17 protein-coding genes and 1 other annotated feature are annotated in these 15674 nt (G+C 69.0%); of the genes, 8 read left to right on the top strand and 9 right to left on the bottom strand.

From position 1 onward, the window contains the following. Positions 1–51 precede the first annotated feature (51 nt). Complete coding sequence (locus ASC79_RS14485; RefSeq protein WP_056018011.1) at positions 52–1551, bottom strand: arylsulfatase; 1500 nt, start codon at positions 1549–1551, stop codon at positions 52–54. Between the two features lie 193 nt (positions 1552–1744). Here ASC79_RS14485 and ASC79_RS14480 point away from each other — a divergent pair, with 193 nt between their 5' ends. After that, a complete protein-coding gene (locus tag ASC79_RS14480; protein WP_056017715.1) occupies positions 1745–2773 on the top strand; it encodes an MBL fold metallo-hydrolase in 1029 nt (342 codons plus the stop codon). A 4-nt stretch (positions 2774–2777) separates the two neighbouring features. Here ASC79_RS14480 and ASC79_RS14475 read toward each other — a convergent pair whose 3' ends face one another. After that, entirely contained in the window at positions 2778–3281 is a 504-nt protein-coding gene (locus tag ASC79_RS14475) for a GNAT family N-acetyltransferase (RefSeq protein WP_056017713.1), read from the bottom strand. Positions 3282–3388: 107 nt separating this feature from the next. Then, on the bottom strand, positions 3389–3814 hold the full coding sequence (locus ASC79_RS14470; RefSeq protein ID WP_056017711.1) for an acetyltransferase: 426 nt from the start codon (positions 3812–3814) through the stop codon (positions 3389–3391). Positions 3815–3924: 110 nt separating this feature from the next. Here ASC79_RS14470 and ASC79_RS14465 point away from each other — a divergent pair, with 110 nt between their 5' ends. Continuing rightward, entirely contained in the window at positions 3925–4656 is a 732-nt protein-coding gene (locus ASC79_RS14465) for a CPBP family intramembrane glutamic endopeptidase (RefSeq protein WP_056017707.1), read from the top strand. Positions 4657–4688: 32 nt separating this feature from the next. On the opposite strand, the gene ASC79_RS14460 is transcribed toward ASC79_RS14465, so the two are convergent. After that, complete coding sequence (locus tag ASC79_RS14460; RefSeq protein ID WP_056017704.1) at positions 4689–5666, bottom strand: nitronate monooxygenase family protein; 978 nt, start codon at positions 5664–5666, stop codon at positions 4689–4691. A 146-nt stretch (positions 5667–5812) separates the two neighbouring features. On the opposite strand from ASC79_RS14460, the gene ASC79_RS14455 reads away from it, so the two are divergent. Beyond that, entirely contained in the window at positions 5813–6685 is an 873-nt protein-coding gene (locus ASC79_RS14455) for a crotonase/enoyl-CoA hydratase family protein (protein WP_056017701.1), read from the top strand. 10 nt (positions 6686–6695) lie between these two features. On the opposite strand, the gene arsH is transcribed toward ASC79_RS14455, so the two are convergent. Further along, positions 6696–7415: an arsenical resistance protein ArsH gene (arsH, locus tag ASC79_RS14450; protein WP_056017699.1), complete on the bottom strand. Its 720-nt coding sequence runs from the start codon at positions 7413–7415 to the stop codon at positions 6696–6698. Positions 7416–7473: 58 nt separating this feature from the next. Here arsH and ASC79_RS14445 point away from each other — a divergent pair, with 58 nt between their 5' ends. From ASC79_RS14445 to arsB, 3 genes are read left to right on the top strand one after another with little or no spacing between them, the layout of a single operon-like run. Then, on the top strand, positions 7474–7806 hold the full coding sequence (locus tag ASC79_RS14445; protein ID WP_056017696.1) for a helix-turn-helix transcriptional regulator: 333 nt from the start codon (positions 7474–7476) through the stop codon (positions 7804–7806). Between the two features lie 11 nt (positions 7807–7817). Then, positions 7818–8333, top strand: a complete 516-nt coding sequence (locus ASC79_RS14440) for an arsenate reductase ArsC (protein ID WP_056017693.1) — start codon at positions 7818–7820, stop codon at positions 8331–8333. Positions 8334–8362: 29 nt separating this feature from the next. Further along, positions 8363–9400 carry an ACR3 family arsenite efflux transporter gene (gene arsB, locus ASC79_RS14435; protein ID WP_056018009.1) on the top strand — a complete coding sequence of 346 codons (1038 nt, stop codon included), beginning with the start codon at positions 8363–8365 and terminating at the stop codon, positions 9398–9400. On the opposite strand, the gene ASC79_RS14430 is transcribed toward arsB, so the two are convergent. Next, positions 9394–10098, bottom strand: coding sequence for a DUF899 family protein (locus ASC79_RS14430; RefSeq protein ID WP_056017691.1), 705 nt, complete (start codon positions 10096–10098; stop codon positions 9394–9396). The two genes, arsB and ASC79_RS14430, sit on opposite strands and share 7 nt — an antisense overlap. Before the next feature lie 123 nt (positions 10099–10221). After that, the gene (locus ASC79_RS14425; protein ID WP_056017686.1) at positions 10222–10794 is read right to left on the bottom strand and encodes an AAA family ATPase; all 573 of its coding nucleotides are present in this window, start codon (positions 10792–10794) and stop codon (positions 10222–10224) included. A 105-nt stretch (positions 10795–10899) separates the two neighbouring features. Continuing rightward, positions 10900–10955 (top strand) — a sequence feature (sul1 is cis-regulatory element that is thought to sense ions involved in sulfur or methionine metabolism; They are found in Alphaproteobacteria). Between the two features lie 54 nt (positions 10956–11009). Between ASC79_RS14425 and ASC79_RS14420 the strand changes: the two genes are divergently transcribed. Beyond that, positions 11010–12488, top strand: a complete 1479-nt coding sequence (locus ASC79_RS14420) for a SulP family inorganic anion transporter (protein ID WP_235528683.1) — start codon at positions 11010–11012, stop codon at positions 12486–12488. A 6-nt stretch (positions 12489–12494) separates the two neighbouring features. On the opposite strand, the gene nhaA is transcribed toward ASC79_RS14420, so the two are convergent. Both nhaA and ASC79_RS14410 read right to left on the bottom strand, forming a co-directional pair. Continuing rightward, positions 12495–13691, bottom strand: a complete 1197-nt coding sequence (gene nhaA, locus ASC79_RS14415; RefSeq protein WP_056017683.1) for a Na+/H+ antiporter NhaA — start codon at positions 13689–13691, stop codon at positions 12495–12497. 113 nt (positions 13692–13804) lie between these two features. Then, a complete protein-coding gene (locus ASC79_RS14410; RefSeq protein ID WP_056017678.1) occupies positions 13805–15274 on the bottom strand; it encodes an NAD-dependent succinate-semialdehyde dehydrogenase in 1470 nt (489 codons plus the stop codon). Between the two features lie 171 nt (positions 15275–15445). Between ASC79_RS14410 and ASC79_RS14405 the strand changes: the two genes are divergently transcribed. Continuing rightward, on the top strand, positions 15446–15619 hold the full coding sequence (locus tag ASC79_RS14405; protein ID WP_156378274.1) for a hypothetical protein: 174 nt from the start codon (positions 15446–15448) through the stop codon (positions 15617–15619). Positions 15620–15674: the final 55 nt, after the last annotated feature.

The raw sequence follows: 15674 nt of genomic DNA, 5'->3' as shown, positions 1-15674 counted from the left end.
CGAAAAAGGGGCGAGCCAGGCTCGCCCCTCGATCGCCGGATGGCGGAGTCGTCAGTTCTGGTTCGGGCTCGCGGTGGCGATCTTCTCCATCGCGTCGCTGACCGTGAAGCTCGCCGCCTTGGCCCGCGGCGGAAACTCCTTGAAGGTCTCCAGCAGCTTGGCGACGATCACCTGCGCCGGCACCATCAGGAACATCCGGCGGGCGACGAAGTCCGCATAGTTGATGCTCTCGGGGCCGCGCTCGAACGGGTCCGAGCGGATGTTGTACATCATCGGCGCGCGCAGGCTTGTGAAGGCGCCCTGCCAGACGCCCAGCGGCGTGTGCGGATTGATCTCCGTGTTCTGGGTCATGAACGCGACCTTCCAGTGCTTGACGCGCACCGCCATCAGGTCGCCGTCGTCGCTCCAGTACGCGAAGCCCTGACGCGGCCATTCCTTGGCCTCGCCCTTGAAGGCGGGAATCAGGTTGTTGCCGTCCAGGTGCACCTTGAACGTCTTGTCGCCGATCTTCCCGCCCTTGCGGATCCGCTCGACGATGTCGGTGTCGCCGGCCGCCGCCGCGAAGGTGGCCAGGAAGTCTTCGTGCGCGCAGATCTCGTTGACGATGCTGCCGGGCTTGATCGTTCCGGGCCAGCGGATCGCGCAAGGCACGCGGAAGCCGCCCTCCCAGTTGGTCGCCTTCTCGCCCTTGAACGGGGTCGAGCCGCCGTCCGGCCAGGTGAAGCACTCGGCGCCGTTGTCGGTGGTGTAGACGACGATCGTGTCCTCGGCGACGCCCAGCTCGTCGACCAGGGCCAGCAGTTCGCCGACATGCCCGTCGTGCTCGACCATCCCGTCAGGATAGGTGCCCAGGCCGGTCTTGCCTTTCGACTCCGCCTTCAGGTGCGTGAAGATGTGCATGCGCGTGGAGTTGAAGTAGCAGAACCAGGGGCCGCCCTCCTTGTTGCTGCGCTTGATGAAGTCCTTGGCGCTGGCGAGGAACTCCTCGTCCACCGTCTCCATCCGCTTGGTGTCCATCGGGCCGGTGTTCTCGATGCTCTGGCCGCCCTTGCCGTCGGCCTTGCACTTCAGCACGCCGCGCGGGCCGAACTTCTTCCGGAACTCCGGGTCCTTCGGATAGTCCTCGTTCTCCGGCTCTTCCTCGGCGTTCAGGTGGTAGAGATTGCCGAAGAACTCGTCGAAACCGTGCATGGTCGGCAGGTGTTCGTCGCGGTCGCCCAGGTGGTTCTTGCCGAACTGGCCGGTGGCGTAGCCCTGCGCTTTCAGGACCTGGGCGATACAGGGATCGTCAGCCGTCAGGCCGAGCGTCGCGCCCGGCAGTCCGACCTTGGTCAGGCCCGTGCGGATCGGCGACTGGCCGGTCAGGAACGCCGCGCGCCCGGCCGTGCAGCTCTGCTGGGCGTACCAGTCTGTGAACAGGGCGCCTTCCTGGGCGATGCGGTCGATATTGGGCGTCCGATAGCCCATGACGCCGAGGTTGTAGGCGCTGATATTGTACCAGCCGATATCGTCGCCCATGATGAACAGGATGTTGGGTTTGCCCTTTGGCATCTCACGCGCTCCCTTTTGATCGGGGACGCTGAACACGCCGCCCTGCGGGCCAGCCTCCCTCTGAGCGGCGCCGTTCGCCATCGGGCCGCCCCCTGCGGCGTCCTCGGGTAAAGGCCCCATGTGCAACGGCGTTCGGCTTGCGCCCGGCCGTGGTTGGCGCGACTGTCCCGCCGCAAGGAACAGGGGTCCTACGATGATCTTCGAACAGATACCCACCGGCGGCTGCCAGTCCTACCTGGTCGGCTGCGAGGCGACCCGCGCCGCCGTGCTCATCGACCCCGAGTTCTCGCAGATCGACCGCTATGTCGGCCTGGCCGGCCAGCTCGGCCTGCATGTCCGCTACATCGTCGATACCCACACCCACGCCGACCACTTCTCGGCCAGCCACGAGCTGCAGAAGCTGTTGCCGGCGCCCGTGGTCATGCACCGCCTCAGCCCCGCGCCCTACGCCGACCTGCGCCTCGACGACGGCGACATGCTGATTGTCGGCGAGCTGCGTCTTCAGGCGCTGCACACGCCCGGCCACACCGGCGACTCCATGTGCCTGGTCATGGCTGACCGGGTGTTCACCGGCGACACCCTGCTGATCGGCGGGACCGGCCGCACCGACCTGCCGACCGGCGATCCGCACGCTCTCTTTGAGAGCCTGTTCGACAAGCTGCTGAAGCTGCCGCGCGAGATGCTGGTCTACCCGGCCCACGACTACAAGGGCCGCACCCACTCGACCATCGGCGACGAGATCGACGCCAACCCGCGTCTGCAGAAGACCGACCGCGCCGAGTTCGTGGCGATGATGCAGAGCCTCGACCTCTCGGCGCCCACCCACCTGACCGAGGCGCTGCGCACCAATATGAGCGGCGGCAAGACCGTCGCCCAGCTGCTGGCCGAAGCCTCGGCGAAAGTGCCGTTCATGTCGCTGGCCGAGTTGCACAGCCGCATCGGCGGCAACAGCCGTGATATCGTCATCCTCGACCTGCGCGAGAAGGACGCCTTCGAGGCCGGCCATATTCCCGGCGCCCGCCATCTGCCGCGCGGTCAGCTGGAGCTGCGGGTCAATTCCGAGCTGCTCGATCCCACCGTGCGCATCCTGGCCTGCTGCGAGTTCGGCAAGATCTCCACCCTGGCCGCCGCCACCCTGCGCGAGCTCGGCTTCACCCGCGCCGTCGCCCTCGACGGCGGCCTGACGGCCTGGCGCGAGGCGGGCTACGAGCTGGAGGCCTGATCCCCTAGCGCGCCGCGAACCGCAGCACCGGCCCGTTCCAGTCGGGGCTGGCGACGTCCAGCTCCTCGACCGGTCCCGCCGCGCAGGCCGCCGCCACCTTGCGCCAGAAGGCCAGCGCCCCGGTGTTGGCCCGCGCCACGGCGACCTCCCAGCTGCCCGGCTCGTCGGCGATCAGCGTCTGGGCCGCCGCCCGCCCTGCCCCCTGGCCGCGGTGTTTGCGCACCACGAAGAACTCGGCCATCGACCGCCGCGCCGGCAGTCCGGAGTGCGCGTCGTCATTGATCAGCGCGAACCCGGCCGGCGCCTCGCCCGCCTTCAGCAACCAGGCCGACCAGCCCGGCCGCGCGAAGTACGGTTCCAGCGGATAGTCCGTGAACCGGCCTTCGGCCCCCAGCTCGCCGCGCGCGCTCCCGGCCCAGAACTCCGAGAAGTCGTGGGTGTAGAGCTGAAAGAGGTTCTGCAGCAGCGCCGCATCGCCGGCTCGCGCGCGGATGATCGCCAGGCTCATGAGCCCGCCGCCCGCGCGGAAAGTCCGGCCTCCAGTTGATCCATCGTCGTCGTGAACGCCGCCTCGAGATCCACGGTCATCGGTTCCTCCCGTGCGGCCAGACTAGCCTAGGTCCGCCGCATGGTCAGGATCGGGAACGGCCGTCCTTCGCTGTCGAGGTCGGAGCGGTCTGTCACCGTAAAGCCCAGCCGCTCGTAGAAGGTGATGGCCCCGGGGTTCTGCTCGTTTACCCCGAGCCAGGTCGCCCCGCGGGCCAGGGCGTGATCGATCAGCGCCCGGCCGACGCCGCCGCGATGCGCAGCCGGGTCGACGAACAGGCTGACGATCTCCTCGCCGTCCAGGCCCATGAAGCCGACCGGCCGCCCGTCGCGTTCGGCGGTCCACAGCTCGGCGTTGCTGTCCAGATAGCCGCGCACCTGCGTCTCGATGGCGTCAATGTCGGCGGCCGTCAGGAAATGATGCGTCGCCTCCACCGCCGCCCGCCAGATCGCGAGCAGGGCAGGGGCGTCGTCGATGGCCGCGCGTCTGATCATCGCGCCCAGATAGGCGACGCGGCCACTCCGGCCAAGCCTCCCCGAACGTCCAGCTTGACCCCTGGCGGGCAATTGGCCCGGATGTCCGCATTCGACTCGTGGAGACCCCGATGGCCGACGTTCCGATCGCTGCGCTGTCCCGCTCGCCCCGCCGTGCGGCGTGGCTCGACGTCCTGATCCTGGTCGCCGCCGCGGGGGCGCTGCTGATGTCGCCGCCGCCGAACGCCGGCGGCGCGGTGGTGGCGCAACTGCTGGTGCCGTTGCGCATGCTGGGGCTCTGCCTGCTGGCGACCTTCCTGTTGCGCCGGCGTGGGCTGACCTGGGCGGCGGTCGGTCTGCGCCGCCCGGCCTCCTGGTGGCGAGTCGCCGGGCTGATCGTCGGCGGCTACCTCGCCCTGGCCGTGCTCGCCGGCCTGATGATGGCTTTCGTCCTGCCCGCCCTCGGTCTGCCCGCCGACTCCTCGGCCGCCGCCTTCGCCTCGATCGAGGGACAGGTCTGGAAGTACGTCTCCTGGCTGCTCGTCGCCTGGAGCTCGGCGGCGATCGGCGAGGAGCTGGTGTTCCGCGGCTTCCTGCAGTCGCGGCTGGAGAGCGGGTTCGGCCGCTCGCGCTGGGCGCTCGTCGCCGCCCTGCTGGTCCAGGCCGTGCTGTTCGGCCTCGGCCATGGCTATCAGGGCCTCGGCGGGGTGCTGCTGACCACCGTGGCCGGCCTGGTGCTGGGCGCCGTGCGGCTGGCCGGGCGCGGCAATCTCGTCGCCTGCATGCTGCTGCACGCCCTCATCGACACGGTCAGCCTGACCGCCGTCTTCCTGGGCGTCCTGCGGATGAGCCCGGCGACATAGCCCTCCCCCGCCGTAGCGGGGGAGGAAAAGTCCTAGGCGTCCAGCAGGCCGACCAGCCGCCCGCGGATGATCTGCTCGGCCTCGGCCATGGTGCGTTCGATCAGCTCCTGCACGCTCGGCACGTCGTGGATCAGGCCCGCGACCATGCCGCACGACCAGCCGCCGGCGTCCATGTCGCCGTCGCGCAGGATGCGCGGATAGACGCCCGCCACCTCGGCGGCGATGTCGGCGAAGGTGACCTTGTCGCCCAGCTCCTTTTCCTTCTCCAGCAGCCGCTCGACCCCGGCGTTGACCAGCACCCGCTCGGTGTTGCGCAGCGGGCGCATGATCAGGCGGGTGTCCAGTTCGCTGGCCGCGACCAGGGCGTCCTTCACGTTCTGGTGGACCGGGGCTTCCTTGGTCGCGATGAACCGGGTGCCCATGTTCATGCCGTCCGCGCCCATGGCCAGGGCGGCGACGAGGCTGCGGCCGTCCGCCATCCCGCCCGAGGCCAGGAACGGCACCTTCAGCTCCTCGCCGGCCCGCGGCAGCAGGATGAAGTTCGGCACGTCGTCCTCGCCCGGGTGGCCGCCGCACTCGAAGCCGTCGACGCTGACCGCGTCGCAGCCGATCGCCTCGGCCTTCAGCGCGTGGCGCACCGAGGTGCACTTGTGGATCACCACGATGCCGGCTTCCTTCAGCATCGGCAGCCACTTGGCCGGGTTGTTGCCGGCCGTCTCGACGACCTTGATCCCGCTCTCGATGATCACCTTCACGAAGCCCGGATAGTCGGGCGGCGTCACCGCCGGCAGGAAGGTCAGGTTCACCCCGAACGGCTTGTCGGTCATCGCCTTGCAGCGCTCGATCTCGGCCTTCAGCTTCTCCGGCGTGCCCTGGGTCAGGCCGGTGATGATGCCGAGACCCCCGGCGTTCGACACCGCCGCCGCCATTTCGGCGAAACCGACGAAGTGCATGCCGCCCTGGACGATCGGATGCTGGATGCCGAGCAGTTCGGTGATGCGCGTCTTCATGGTGGCGTTCCCTTGTTGGCGGCGCACGTCCTGGCGCGCTCTTCGGCTCCTGCATCGCCCATCGGCCGCCGCCTCGCAACCGCTTCTGGACGCCGCCCCGCCGCTGTGCTGACTGACTGCGCCGCAGAACACGAGGGGAGAACCAGATGGCCTACAACACCCTGCTCTGGGAGGTGGACGACCGCGTCCTGACCCTCACGCTCAACCGCCCCGACCAGATGAACGCCTTCACGGTGGAGATGGCGCACGAGCTGATCGACGCCTTCGAGCGCGCCAGCGAGGATGACGCCGTCGGCGCAATCGTCGTCACCGGCGCCGGCCGCGCCTTCTGCGCCGGCATGGACCTCTCGGCCAAGGGCAACGTCTTCGGCCTCGACGAGAGCCTGACGCCCACCCTCGCCGACATGCACGACCGCCTCGACGACCCGGCCATCGAGGCCGGCGTGCGCGACACCGGCGGCCGCGTCACCCTGGCGATCTTCAACTGCAAGAAGCCGGTCATCGCCGCGATCAACGGCGCGGCGGTCGGCATCGGCGCGACCATGACGCTGGCCATGGACATCCGCATGGTCTCGGAAAAGGCCCGCATCGGCTTCGTGTTCGGCAAGCTCGGCATCGTGCCCGAGGCCTGCTCCAGCTGGTTCCTGCCGCGCCTGGTCGGCCCGCAACAGGCGCTGGAATGGGTGCTGTCAGCCGAGATCTTCGACGCCGCCGAAGCCCTGCGCGGCGGCCTGGCCCGCTCGGTCCACGCCCCGGACGTCCTCGTCGCCGAGGCTCAAGGCCTGGCCCGCAAGTTCATCGCCGGCCGCTCGCCCGTCGCCGTCGCCCTGGCCCGCCAGATGCTGCTGCGCAACGCCGCCCAGCCGCACCCGCTGGAGGCCCACCGCATCGACTCCCTGGCGATGTTCTACGCCAGCATCGGCGACGGCAAGGAAGGCGTCGCCGCCTTCCTCGAAAAGCGCGACCCGCAGTTCACCGGCCGCGCCTCGCAGATGCCGCCCTTCTATCCCTGGGAGTAGGGCGCCTTCGTCAGGGCCGCATGGCCTGGGCGACCAGCGGTTCGACCGGCGAGACGCGGCCCGCGGCCTTCCGTTCGCTGTAGCGGTCGACCAGGTAGTCAGCCCGGTCGCGGGTCAGCAGGGTGAACTTCACCAGCTCCTCCATCACGTCGACGACGCGGTCGTAATAGGCCGAGGGCTTCATGCGGTCGTCGTCGCCGAACTCCTTCCAGGCCATCGCCACCGACGACTGGTTGGGGATGGTGATCATCCGCATCCAGCGCCCCAGCAGCCGCATGGCGTTGACGGCGTTGAACGACTGCGACCCGCCGCTGACCTGCATCACCGCCAGCGTCCGGCCCTGGGTCGGGCGCACGCTGCCCATCTCCAGCGGGATCCAGTCGATCTGGCTCTTCATGATCCCGGTGATCGCGCCGTGCCGCTCGGGGCTGCACCAGACCTGGCCCTCGGACCATAGCGACAGCGCGCGCAGTTCCTGCACCTTCGGGTGATCGGCCGGCGCGCCGTCCGGCTGCGGCAGGCCGCGCGGATCGAAGATCCTCGTCTCGCACCCCAGCGCCCGCAGGATCCGCGCCGCCTCCTCGGTCAGCAGGCGGCTGAACGAGCGCTCCCGCAGCGACCCGTAGAGCAGCAGGATGCGCGGCGGATGCTGGGCAAGCCGCCCCGGCTCCAGCCGCTCGGCGGCGGGTTGCTGCAGGAATTCGCTCTGAAGGGCGGGGAAATCGGTCACGGGACGCTCACGGCTGTGCTGTCTTCCAAACGTTACATATTTCGAATATGCTGGAAATATGGAAATGAAAAGCGCCGTCACAAGCCTCGCCGCCCTCGCCCACGAGGGACGCCTCGCGGCGTTCCGGCTGCTGGTGCAGGCGGGCGGGGAGGGGCTGGCCGCCGGGGAGCTGGCCCGCCGCCTGGACATGCTGCCCAACACCCTGTCGGCCAATCTCAACATCCTCAGCCACGCCGGGCTGGTCGTCGCCCAGCGTGACGGCCGCTCGATGATCTACCGCGCCCAGTACGACGCCATGCGCGACCTGCTGGGCTTCCTGGTCGAGGACTGCTGCGGCGGCTCTCCCGAAATCTGCGCCCCGCTCATGAAAGTCGCCAGCGACTGCTGCTAAGGACCCGCTCCGTGTCGAAGACCTACAACATCCTCTTCCTCTGCACCGGCAATTCGGCCCGCTCGATCATCGCCGAGGCGCTGTTGAACAAGGAGGGGGCCGGCCGCTTCCACGCCTACTCGGCGGGGTCCATGCCCAAGGGCCAGGTCCACCCCCACGCCCTGTCGCTGGTCCAGGCGCTGGGCTTCGAGGCCGGCGACTTCCGCTCCAAGGCCTGGGATGAGTTCGCCCGCCCCGGCGCGCCGCCCTTGGATTTCGTGATCACCGTCTGCGACAACGCCGCCAGCGAGGTCTGCCCCGTCTGGCCAGGCCAGCCGACGACCGCGCACTGGGGCATTCCCGATCCGGCCGCCGCCGAGGGAACCGAGGCGGAAATCGCCGCCGCCTTCGCCGAGGCCGCCCGCCAGCTGGGAACCCGCATCCGCCTGTTCCTCAGCCTGCCGCTGGACACCATCGATCAGCTCTCGCTGCAGACCAAACTGCGCGAAATCCACGACCAGGCCGACGCGGCCGCCGTCCAGCCGTGAGCGCGGCGGATCTGGCCCCGCCCGCGCCGATGTCCCGGTTCGAGCGCTACCTGACCCTCTGGGTGGCGCTCTGCATCGTGGTCGGGATCGGCCTTGGCCAGCTGTTCCCGGCGGTCTTCCAGGCGATCGGGTCGGCCGAAGTCGCCAAGGTCAATCTGCCGATGGCGGTGCTGATCTGGCTGATGATCGTCCCGATGCTGATGAAAGTCGACTTCGCCGCCCTGCGCGGCGTCGGCCGTCACTGGCGCGGGATCGGCGTCACCCTGTTCATCAACTGGGCGGTGAAGCCGTTCTCGATGGCGGCGCTGGCCGCCTTCTTCATCGGCTATTTGTTCCGCCCGCACCTGCCGTCCGGCGAGATCGACGGCTACATCGCCGGCCTGATCATCCTGGCCGCCGCGCCCTGCACGGCGATGGTCTTCGTCTGGAGCAACCTGACCCGCGGCGAGCCGAACTTCACGCTCAGCCAGGTCGCGCTCAACGACACGATCATGATCGTGGCCTTCGCGCCCATCGTCGGCCTGCTGCTGGGCCTCTCGGCGATCACGGTCCCCTGGCGGACGCTGCTGCTCTCGGTCGGGCTCTATATCCTGGTCCCGGTGATCCTCGCCCAGGTCCTGCGCTCGGCGCTGCTGAGACGTGGCGGCGAGCTCCTTCTTCAGCAGGTTCTCGGCCGGTTCTCGCCGCTGTCCCTGGCCGCCCTGCTGGCGACCCTGGTCCTGCTGTTCGGGTTCCAGGGCCAGCAGATCCTCGCCCAGCCGGCGATCATCGTCATGCTGGCCGTCCCGATCCTGATCCAGGTCTACTTCAATTCCGGGCTCGCCTACCTGCTGAACCGGATGTCGGGCGAGGCGCACTGTGTCGCCGGGCCGTCCGCCCTGATCGGCGCCAGCAACTTCTTCGAACTGGCCGTCGCCGCCGCCATCAGCCTGTTCGGCTTCAAGTCCGGCGCCGCGCTGGCCACCGTCGTCGGCGTCCTGATCGAGGTGCCGGTCATGCTGTCCATCGTGGCGATCGTGAACCGCAGCAAGGGCTGGTACGAGCGCGGCCTGCGCTCTCCTCAATAGCTGAGCTTCGGATACCAGTCGGCGCCGCGCCCCTCAGGCGTCAGGTCGAGTATCGACCACAGCGCCGCGACGTCGGGCGCATCGCGCGGGTCCTGGCCTGGGTCAGCCATCTCCAGCGTCATTTCGCTGGCCCAGAACAGCCGCACCTTGTCGCCGTCGCGCTTGAAGACCACCAGCGCCGGGTCCTCGGACCCGTCGTCTCGCAGCAGCCCCAGGTCGCGGGCGTAGTCGTCTCCGACCGTCTGCACGAAATCCAGGTCGCGCCAACCGCGCTCCTGGGCGAAGGCGAGCTGACGTTCCACCGGGCTGCGGCCGAAGATCTTCAGGGCCACGCGCTGCCTGATGTCGGCGGCGTTGCCGGCCACCGCCCCCAGCCAGTTGGTGCACATCGGACAGGGCCGCTCGCGCTGCGGTCCGTACATCCAGAAGTACGAGACCAGCGTGTCCTTGTCGCCGAACAGGTCCAGCAGCCCGACCTCCGCGCCGCTGGCGTCCTTGAAGCGATAGTTCGCCGCAACCACCGGCCCGTCGGGCAGAGCGCGGCGCTGCTCGACTAGGCGCGTCATGTGCCGGCGGAACTCGATTTCTTCCGCCAGCAGCGCACGACGGGCGGCGCGATAAGCCTCGCTCTCGCCCGGAAACGGCGTCTGAGCCTTGGCGGCGAGCTCGGCGGCGGGAACCAGTGTCTGATCGGCCATCGGTGGTCTCCTTTGCTGGGGCGGCAACAAGGCCGTCGCCCAAGGACGCTCGGCGCCCCCGGATCCCGACAACCGCGCGAAATCGGCTCCCGTTCCAAGGCGATCCGGCCTCGCCCCTCGCACCTACTCCCGCAGCCGGGACGCCAGCTCCGCCTCGATCCGATCGGCCGTATCGGCCGCGCTCAGGCTGCTGGTGTCCAGGTCGAGAACCCAATCGTGATTGATCGGGAAGGGGGCGAGGGCGGCCAGGGACTGCGCCGCTCCGGCGTCGGTGGTCTTGAGCCTCTGGCGGCGCGCCTCATTGGAAATCCGTTCCCGAAGCTGATCTTCGCTGCAGGCGAGACGGACCACCAGCAGGCCTGCCCGCCTCTGCTCGGCGACCCAGGCGATCCGCCCGGCGATGATCCAGTCGAGCGGATGGCCGCCCGGGTCGGAAACCGCATGCGTGAAGACGTAGTTGCGCCCCGGCGGGCCGAAGCGCGCCACCGTCTCCAGCACCGCCGACAGGACGTCGTTTGTCCTGTCCCATACCCCGGCCGGAAGGGCGCTTCCGTCAGGCTCGACCACCTCCAGGATCGGATTGCTCCAGAAGTGGTTGTCCAGGAGCTTCGCCTCGAGGCGGTCTGCGACGAGCCTGCCGACCGTGTACTTGCCCACGCCCGGCGGCCCCACGAGGTAGACGATCACGTTCTTCATGGCGCTGCCCTGGTGTCACCCACGGCGGAACTTTAGGCCGGGCGCCGGCGTCGGCAATGGCGCGCCGTTGCCTCCACGCCTCCATTGAGCTAGGTCGCAGACGACCAAGGACCCGCCGTCGCCGCGGGTGGCTATCTCGGCCGCCGATCCGCCGGGAAACTTTCGCCGACAGGACGCAAGGCGTCGGGCGATCCAAAGCTGAGTTTCATTTGTCGATCATCGCCTCCGCGCGCCAACAGTGGCTCGCAAACCCCCGCCGTGACCTGCTCTCGGGAACGGTCGTCGCCCTTGCGCTCATTCCAGAGGCGATCGCCTTCTCGATCATCGCCGGGGTCGATCCGGCGGTCGGGCTCTACGCCAGCTTCGTCATCGCCGTGACCATCGCCTTCGTCGGCGGCCGTCCGGCGATGATCTCCGCCGCCACCGGGGCGATGGCGCTGCTGATGGCCGATCTCGTGAAGGATCACGGCCTCCAGTATCTGTTCGCCGCCTCCTTGCTGTGCGGCCTTATCCAGATCGTCGTCGGGCTGCTGCGCCTGGGCCGCTACGTGAAGTTCGTTTCGCGCTCGGTGATGACCGGCTTCGTCAACTCGCTGGCGATCCTGATCTTCCTCGCCCAGATGCCCGAACTGATCGGCCAGGGCTGGCGGACCTACGCCATGGTCGCCGCCGGGCTGGCGATCATCTACGGCCTGCCGCGGCTGACCCGGGCCGTGCCCTCGCCGCTGGTCGCTATCGTCGTGCTCAGCGCGTTCGCGATCGCCACCGGCCTGGACGTGCGCACGGTCGGCGACATGGGGCAGATGCCCAGCGCCTTCCCGGCCTTCGCCTTGCCGCAGGTCCCGCTGACCTGGGAGACCCTGCGCATCATCGGACCGGTGGCCGCCACCTTGGCCTTTGTCGGCCTGCTGGAGAGCCTGCTGACCGCCAACCTGCTGGACGACATCACCGACACCCCGTCCGACAAGGATCGCGAGACCCGCGGCCAGGGCATCGCCAACGTGCTGTCGCCGCTGTTCGGCGGCATGGCCGGCTGCGCCATGATCGGCCAGTCGATGATCAACGTCACCTCGGGCGCGCGCGGGCGGCTCTCGACGCTTTGGGCGGGGCTCTTCCTGCTGTTCCTGATCCTGGTGCTGCAGGACTGGGTCGCCCGCATCCCGATGGCCGCCCTGGTGGCCGTGATGATCATGGTGTCGATCGGCACGTTCGACTGGGGTTCGGTGCTGCGGCTGCGGTCCACGCCGGTGCAGTCCTCGATCGTCATGGTGGCGACGACGGTGACCGTGGTCGCCACGCACGACCTGTCCAAGGGCGTGGTGCTCGGCGTCCTGCTCTCGGCCGTCTTCTTCATGCGCAAGGTCGGCAAGACCATCGCCGTGCAGGAGATCGCGACGCCGGAGGAGGGCGTGCTCCGCTACCGCGTGAGCGGCCAGCTGTTCTTCGCCTCCGCCGACCTGTTCGCCGCCAGCTTCGAGCATCACGGACATCCCAGGCGGGTCGAGATCGACGTGACCGACACCCACCTCTGGGACCTGACCGGCGTCGCGGCCCTCGACAAGGTGGTGTTCCGCTATCGCCGCCAGGGCGCCGAGGTGGAGCTCATCGGCATGAACGAGGCGGGCAGGACCCTGGTCGGGCAGGTCGGCAAGTACGACAAGAGCCATCTGCCCGCCGGCGGCGGCGTCCACTAGCCTGGTTCAGACGTCCGCCGGAACCGGGCCGCTCTTCGGCGGCTCGCGCTTGGCCACGCTCAGCAGCGCGGCCCCGCACAGGGCCGAGACCAGGGATCCGGCCAGCACCCCGACCTTGACCTCGTCCTGCAGGGCGGGATCGGGGAAGGCGAGCAGGCCGATGAACAGGCTCATGGTGAAGCCGATGCCGCAGAGCAGCGCCACGCCATAGAGCTGCGGCCACGAGGCGGCGACCGGCAGGTCGGCCAGCCGCAGCTTGATCGCCACGGCGGCCGCGCCGAACACGCCGACCTGCTTGCCGACGAAAAGCCCCAGCGCGACGCCCAGCGTCACCGGCTCCAGCAGGACGCCCGCACTCATGCCGCTGAACGAAACGCCGGCGTTGGCGAAGCCGAACACGGGCACGATTGCGAACGCGACCCACGGGTTCAAGCCATGCTCGAGCCGGTGCAAAGGCGAGGTCATGTCGTCGGGGGCGGCCTTGGAGCGGCGCAGCGGTATGGTCATGGCCAGGATCACGCCGGCGACGGTGGCGTGGACGCCCGACATCAGCACCAGCCACCACAAGGCCGCGCCCAGCACCAGGTAGGGCGCCAGCCGGGCGACCTTCAGCCGGTTGAGCGCGATCAGCAGCAGCGTCGCCACGCCTGCCCCGCCCAGCGCCGCCAGGTTCAGGTCCGCGGTGTAGAAGACGGCGATCACCAGCACGGCGACCAGGTCGTCGACGATGGCCAGGGTCGCGAGGAACACCTTCAAGCTGGTGGGAACCCGCGAGCCGAGCAGGGACAGCACGCCCAGCGCAAAGGCGATGTCGGTGGCGGTCGGGATGGCCCAGCCGCGCAAGGTGTCCGGCTGACCGGCATTCACGGCCGCATAGATCAGGCCGGGGACGATCACCCCGCCCGCCGCGGCGATGCAGGGCAGAGCCCGGTTCGCCCAGGTCGAGAGCTGACCGTCCAGGAACTCCCGCTTGATCTCCAGACCGACGAACAGGAAGAACAGGGCCATCAGCCCATCGTTGATCCAGTGCAGCACGTCGAGCCCGCCCAGGGGCGTGTGGAGCAGATGGAAATAGCTCTCCGCCAGCGGCGAGTTGGCGACGATGAGCGCCAGCAGCGCCGCGCCCATCAGCAGCAGGCCGCCCGCCGCCCCGCTTTGCAGGAACTCGCGAAGGACGGAAGGGCGGCGTTTGGCTTGGCGCATGTCGCGGTTCTCCGCGCTGGCGGCCCGACCAACGTTAAACCTGACCGGCCGACAGGACCGGGCACCCGACGCCTCTATGGCATCCGGCGGCGAAGGTGATCAAGGCCGCCAGCCTAGCGAAGCGCCAGGGTCAGCGCCTTGACCTGCATGTAGTCGGCGATGCCGTAGACCGAGCCCTCGCGGCCATAGCCGCTCTGCTTGACCCCGCCGAACGGATTGGCGGCGTTGGAGATCAGGCCGGCGTTGATCCCGACGATGCCGGACTCGATGGCCCGGCCGACCCGCATGGCGCGGTTGAGGTCGTCGGTGAACAGGAACGCCGCCAGCCCGAACTCCGAGGCGTTGGCCCGGGCGACGGCCTCCTCCTCGGTCTGGAATTCGAACACCGGGACCAGCGGCCCGAAGGTCTCCTCGTGACAGAACAGTTCGTCGTCGCCGCCGAAGGTCACGGTCGGCTGGAAGAAGTTTCCCTCGAGCCGCTCGCCGCCGGTCAGCACCTGGCCGCCGGCCGCGACGGTGCGGGCGATGTGGTCCTCGACCTTGGCCACGCCCTTGGCGTCGATCAGCGGCCCGATCACCGTACCCTCCGCGAATGGATCGCCGACCTTCAGGGTCTTCACCCTCTCGACCAGAGCGGCGACGAAGCGCTCGCGCACGCCGGCCTGCACATAGACCCGGTTGGGGCAGACGCAGGTCTGGCCTCCGGCGCGGAACTTGCCGGCCACCGTGCCCTCGACCGCGACCTCGATGTCGGCGTCGTCGAACACCAGCAGCGGCGCCGCCCCGCCCAGCTCCATCGACAGCCGCTTCAGGGTCGGCGCGCATTGCGCGGCCAGGGTGCGGCCGACCTGCGTCGAGCCGGTGAACGACAGCTTGCGGATCAGCGGCGAGGCGGTCAGCGCCCCGCCGACCACCTCCTGGGCGCCCGTCACCACCGAGAAGCACCCGGCCGGGACCCCGGCCTCCAGCGCCAGCGCGGCCAGGGCCAGGGCGGTGAACGGCGTCGCCGAGGCGGGCTTGAGCACCACCGGGCACCCGGCGCAGAACGCGGCCGCCGCCTTGCGGGTGATCATCGCCGCCGGGAAGTTCCACGGGGTGATCGCCGCCACCGGACCGACAGGTTCCTGGAAGGCGAGGATCAAATCCTGCCCGTTGGGGCTCTGAATCGCCTTGCCGTCCAGACTTTGCGCAAGGTTGCCGAACCAGCTGACGAAAGAGTTTGCGTAGCGGACCTCGCCCAGCGCCTCCTTGAACGGCTTGCCGTTCTCCAGGGCGATGATCGCCGCCAGGGCGTCCTCGTTGTCGCTAACCTTCTGAGCCCATTTGGAAAGGATCGCCCCGCGCTCGGCCCCTTTCAGCGCCGCCCAGGGCCGGAAGGCGTCGGCCGCGGCGCGAATCGCCCGCTCGACCTGATCCTTCGGCAGCTTTGGGACCCGCCCGATGATCGTCCCATCGGCAGGATTGACGACCTCGATGACATTCGCGCCATCGGTCGGGACCCATTCGCCGGCGACCAGCGCCGCCTGGCGGATCAGGCGCCCGGCGCCGGCCTTCAGTTGATCAGCAGACGGTTGATCTGACATGCAAAATCCCTTGGCCAAGCTCGCCCGGCTATAGGTTCCGAGGTCCGCGCTTGGTTCCGATGAAACTTTTCGTGTTGCGCCGCAACCGCCCGAAAGCTTGACTCGGGTTGGTCTTGGAGTCGTCATAAAGCGGACATGCCGCATTGCAGCATGAGTTTCGTGGAGGCGCCCGTGACGGATCTTCCGTTCGCCTACTCTCTCGCCCACGCCGAGCGCGGCTGGGCCTGGCGGATCTTTGACGAGGACGGCGAGACGGTCGCCCAGGGCCTCGATCTGTCGCAATCCGACGCCCAGGCGTCGGTCGAGAGCGCAATCCGCATGGCGGCCTCGGAGGCCCGCGTCTAAGCGCAGCTTGACGGCTTCGCCGTCAGACGTTTCTTTCCCAAGCAGAGCGGTCAGA

The sequence above is a fragment of the Phenylobacterium sp. Root1290 genome, assembly GCF_001425305.1.
In the GTDB taxonomy this organism is placed as follows: Bacteria; Pseudomonadota; Alphaproteobacteria; order Caulobacterales; family Caulobacteraceae; genus Phenylobacterium.
This window is presented reverse-complemented; position numbering and strand designations above follow the sequence as displayed.

Excerpts from the sequence above, each read along its gene's own strand:
- ASC79_RS14485 (WP_056018011.1), bottom strand. The coding sequence starts at position 1,551 with ATGCCAAAGGGCAAACCCAACATCCTGTTCATCATGGGCGACGATATC.
- ASC79_RS14480 (WP_056017715.1), top strand. The coding sequence starts at position 1,745 with ATGATCTTCGAACAGATACCCACCGGCGGCTGCCAGTCCTACCTGGTC.
- ASC79_RS14475 (WP_056017713.1), bottom strand. The coding sequence starts at position 3,281 with ATGAGCCTGGCGATCATCCGCGCGCGAGCCGGCGATGCGGCGCTGCTG.
- ASC79_RS14470 (WP_056017711.1), bottom strand. The coding sequence starts at position 3,814 with ATGATCAGACGCGCGGCCATCGACGACGCCCCTGCCCTGCTCGCGATC.
- ASC79_RS14465 (WP_056017707.1), top strand. The coding sequence starts at position 3,925 with ATGGCCGACGTTCCGATCGCTGCGCTGTCCCGCTCGCCCCGCCGTGCG.
- ASC79_RS14460 (WP_056017704.1), bottom strand. The coding sequence starts at position 5,666 with ATGAAGACGCGCATCACCGAACTGCTCGGCATCCAGCATCCGATCGTC.
- ASC79_RS14455 (WP_056017701.1), top strand. The coding sequence starts at position 5,813 with ATGGCCTACAACACCCTGCTCTGGGAGGTGGACGACCGCGTCCTGACC.
- ASC79_RS14445 (WP_056017696.1), top strand. The coding sequence starts at position 7,474 with ATGGAAATGAAAAGCGCCGTCACAAGCCTCGCCGCCCTCGCCCACGAG.
- arsB (WP_056018009.1), top strand. The coding sequence starts at position 8,363 with ATGTCCCGGTTCGAGCGCTACCTGACCCTCTGGGTGGCGCTCTGCATC.
- ASC79_RS14430 (WP_056017691.1), bottom strand. The coding sequence starts at position 10,098 with ATGGCCGATCAGACACTGGTTCCCGCCGCCGAGCTCGCCGCCAAGGCT.
- ASC79_RS14425 (WP_056017686.1), bottom strand. The coding sequence starts at position 10,794 with ATGAAGAACGTGATCGTCTACCTCGTGGGGCCGCCGGGCGTGGGCAAG.
- nhaA (WP_056017683.1), bottom strand. The coding sequence starts at position 13,691 with ATGCGCCAAGCCAAACGCCGCCCTTCCGTCCTTCGCGAGTTCCTGCAA.
- ASC79_RS14410 (WP_056017678.1), bottom strand. The coding sequence starts at position 15,274 with ATGTCAGATCAACCGTCTGCTGATCAACTGAAGGCCGGCGCCGGGCGC.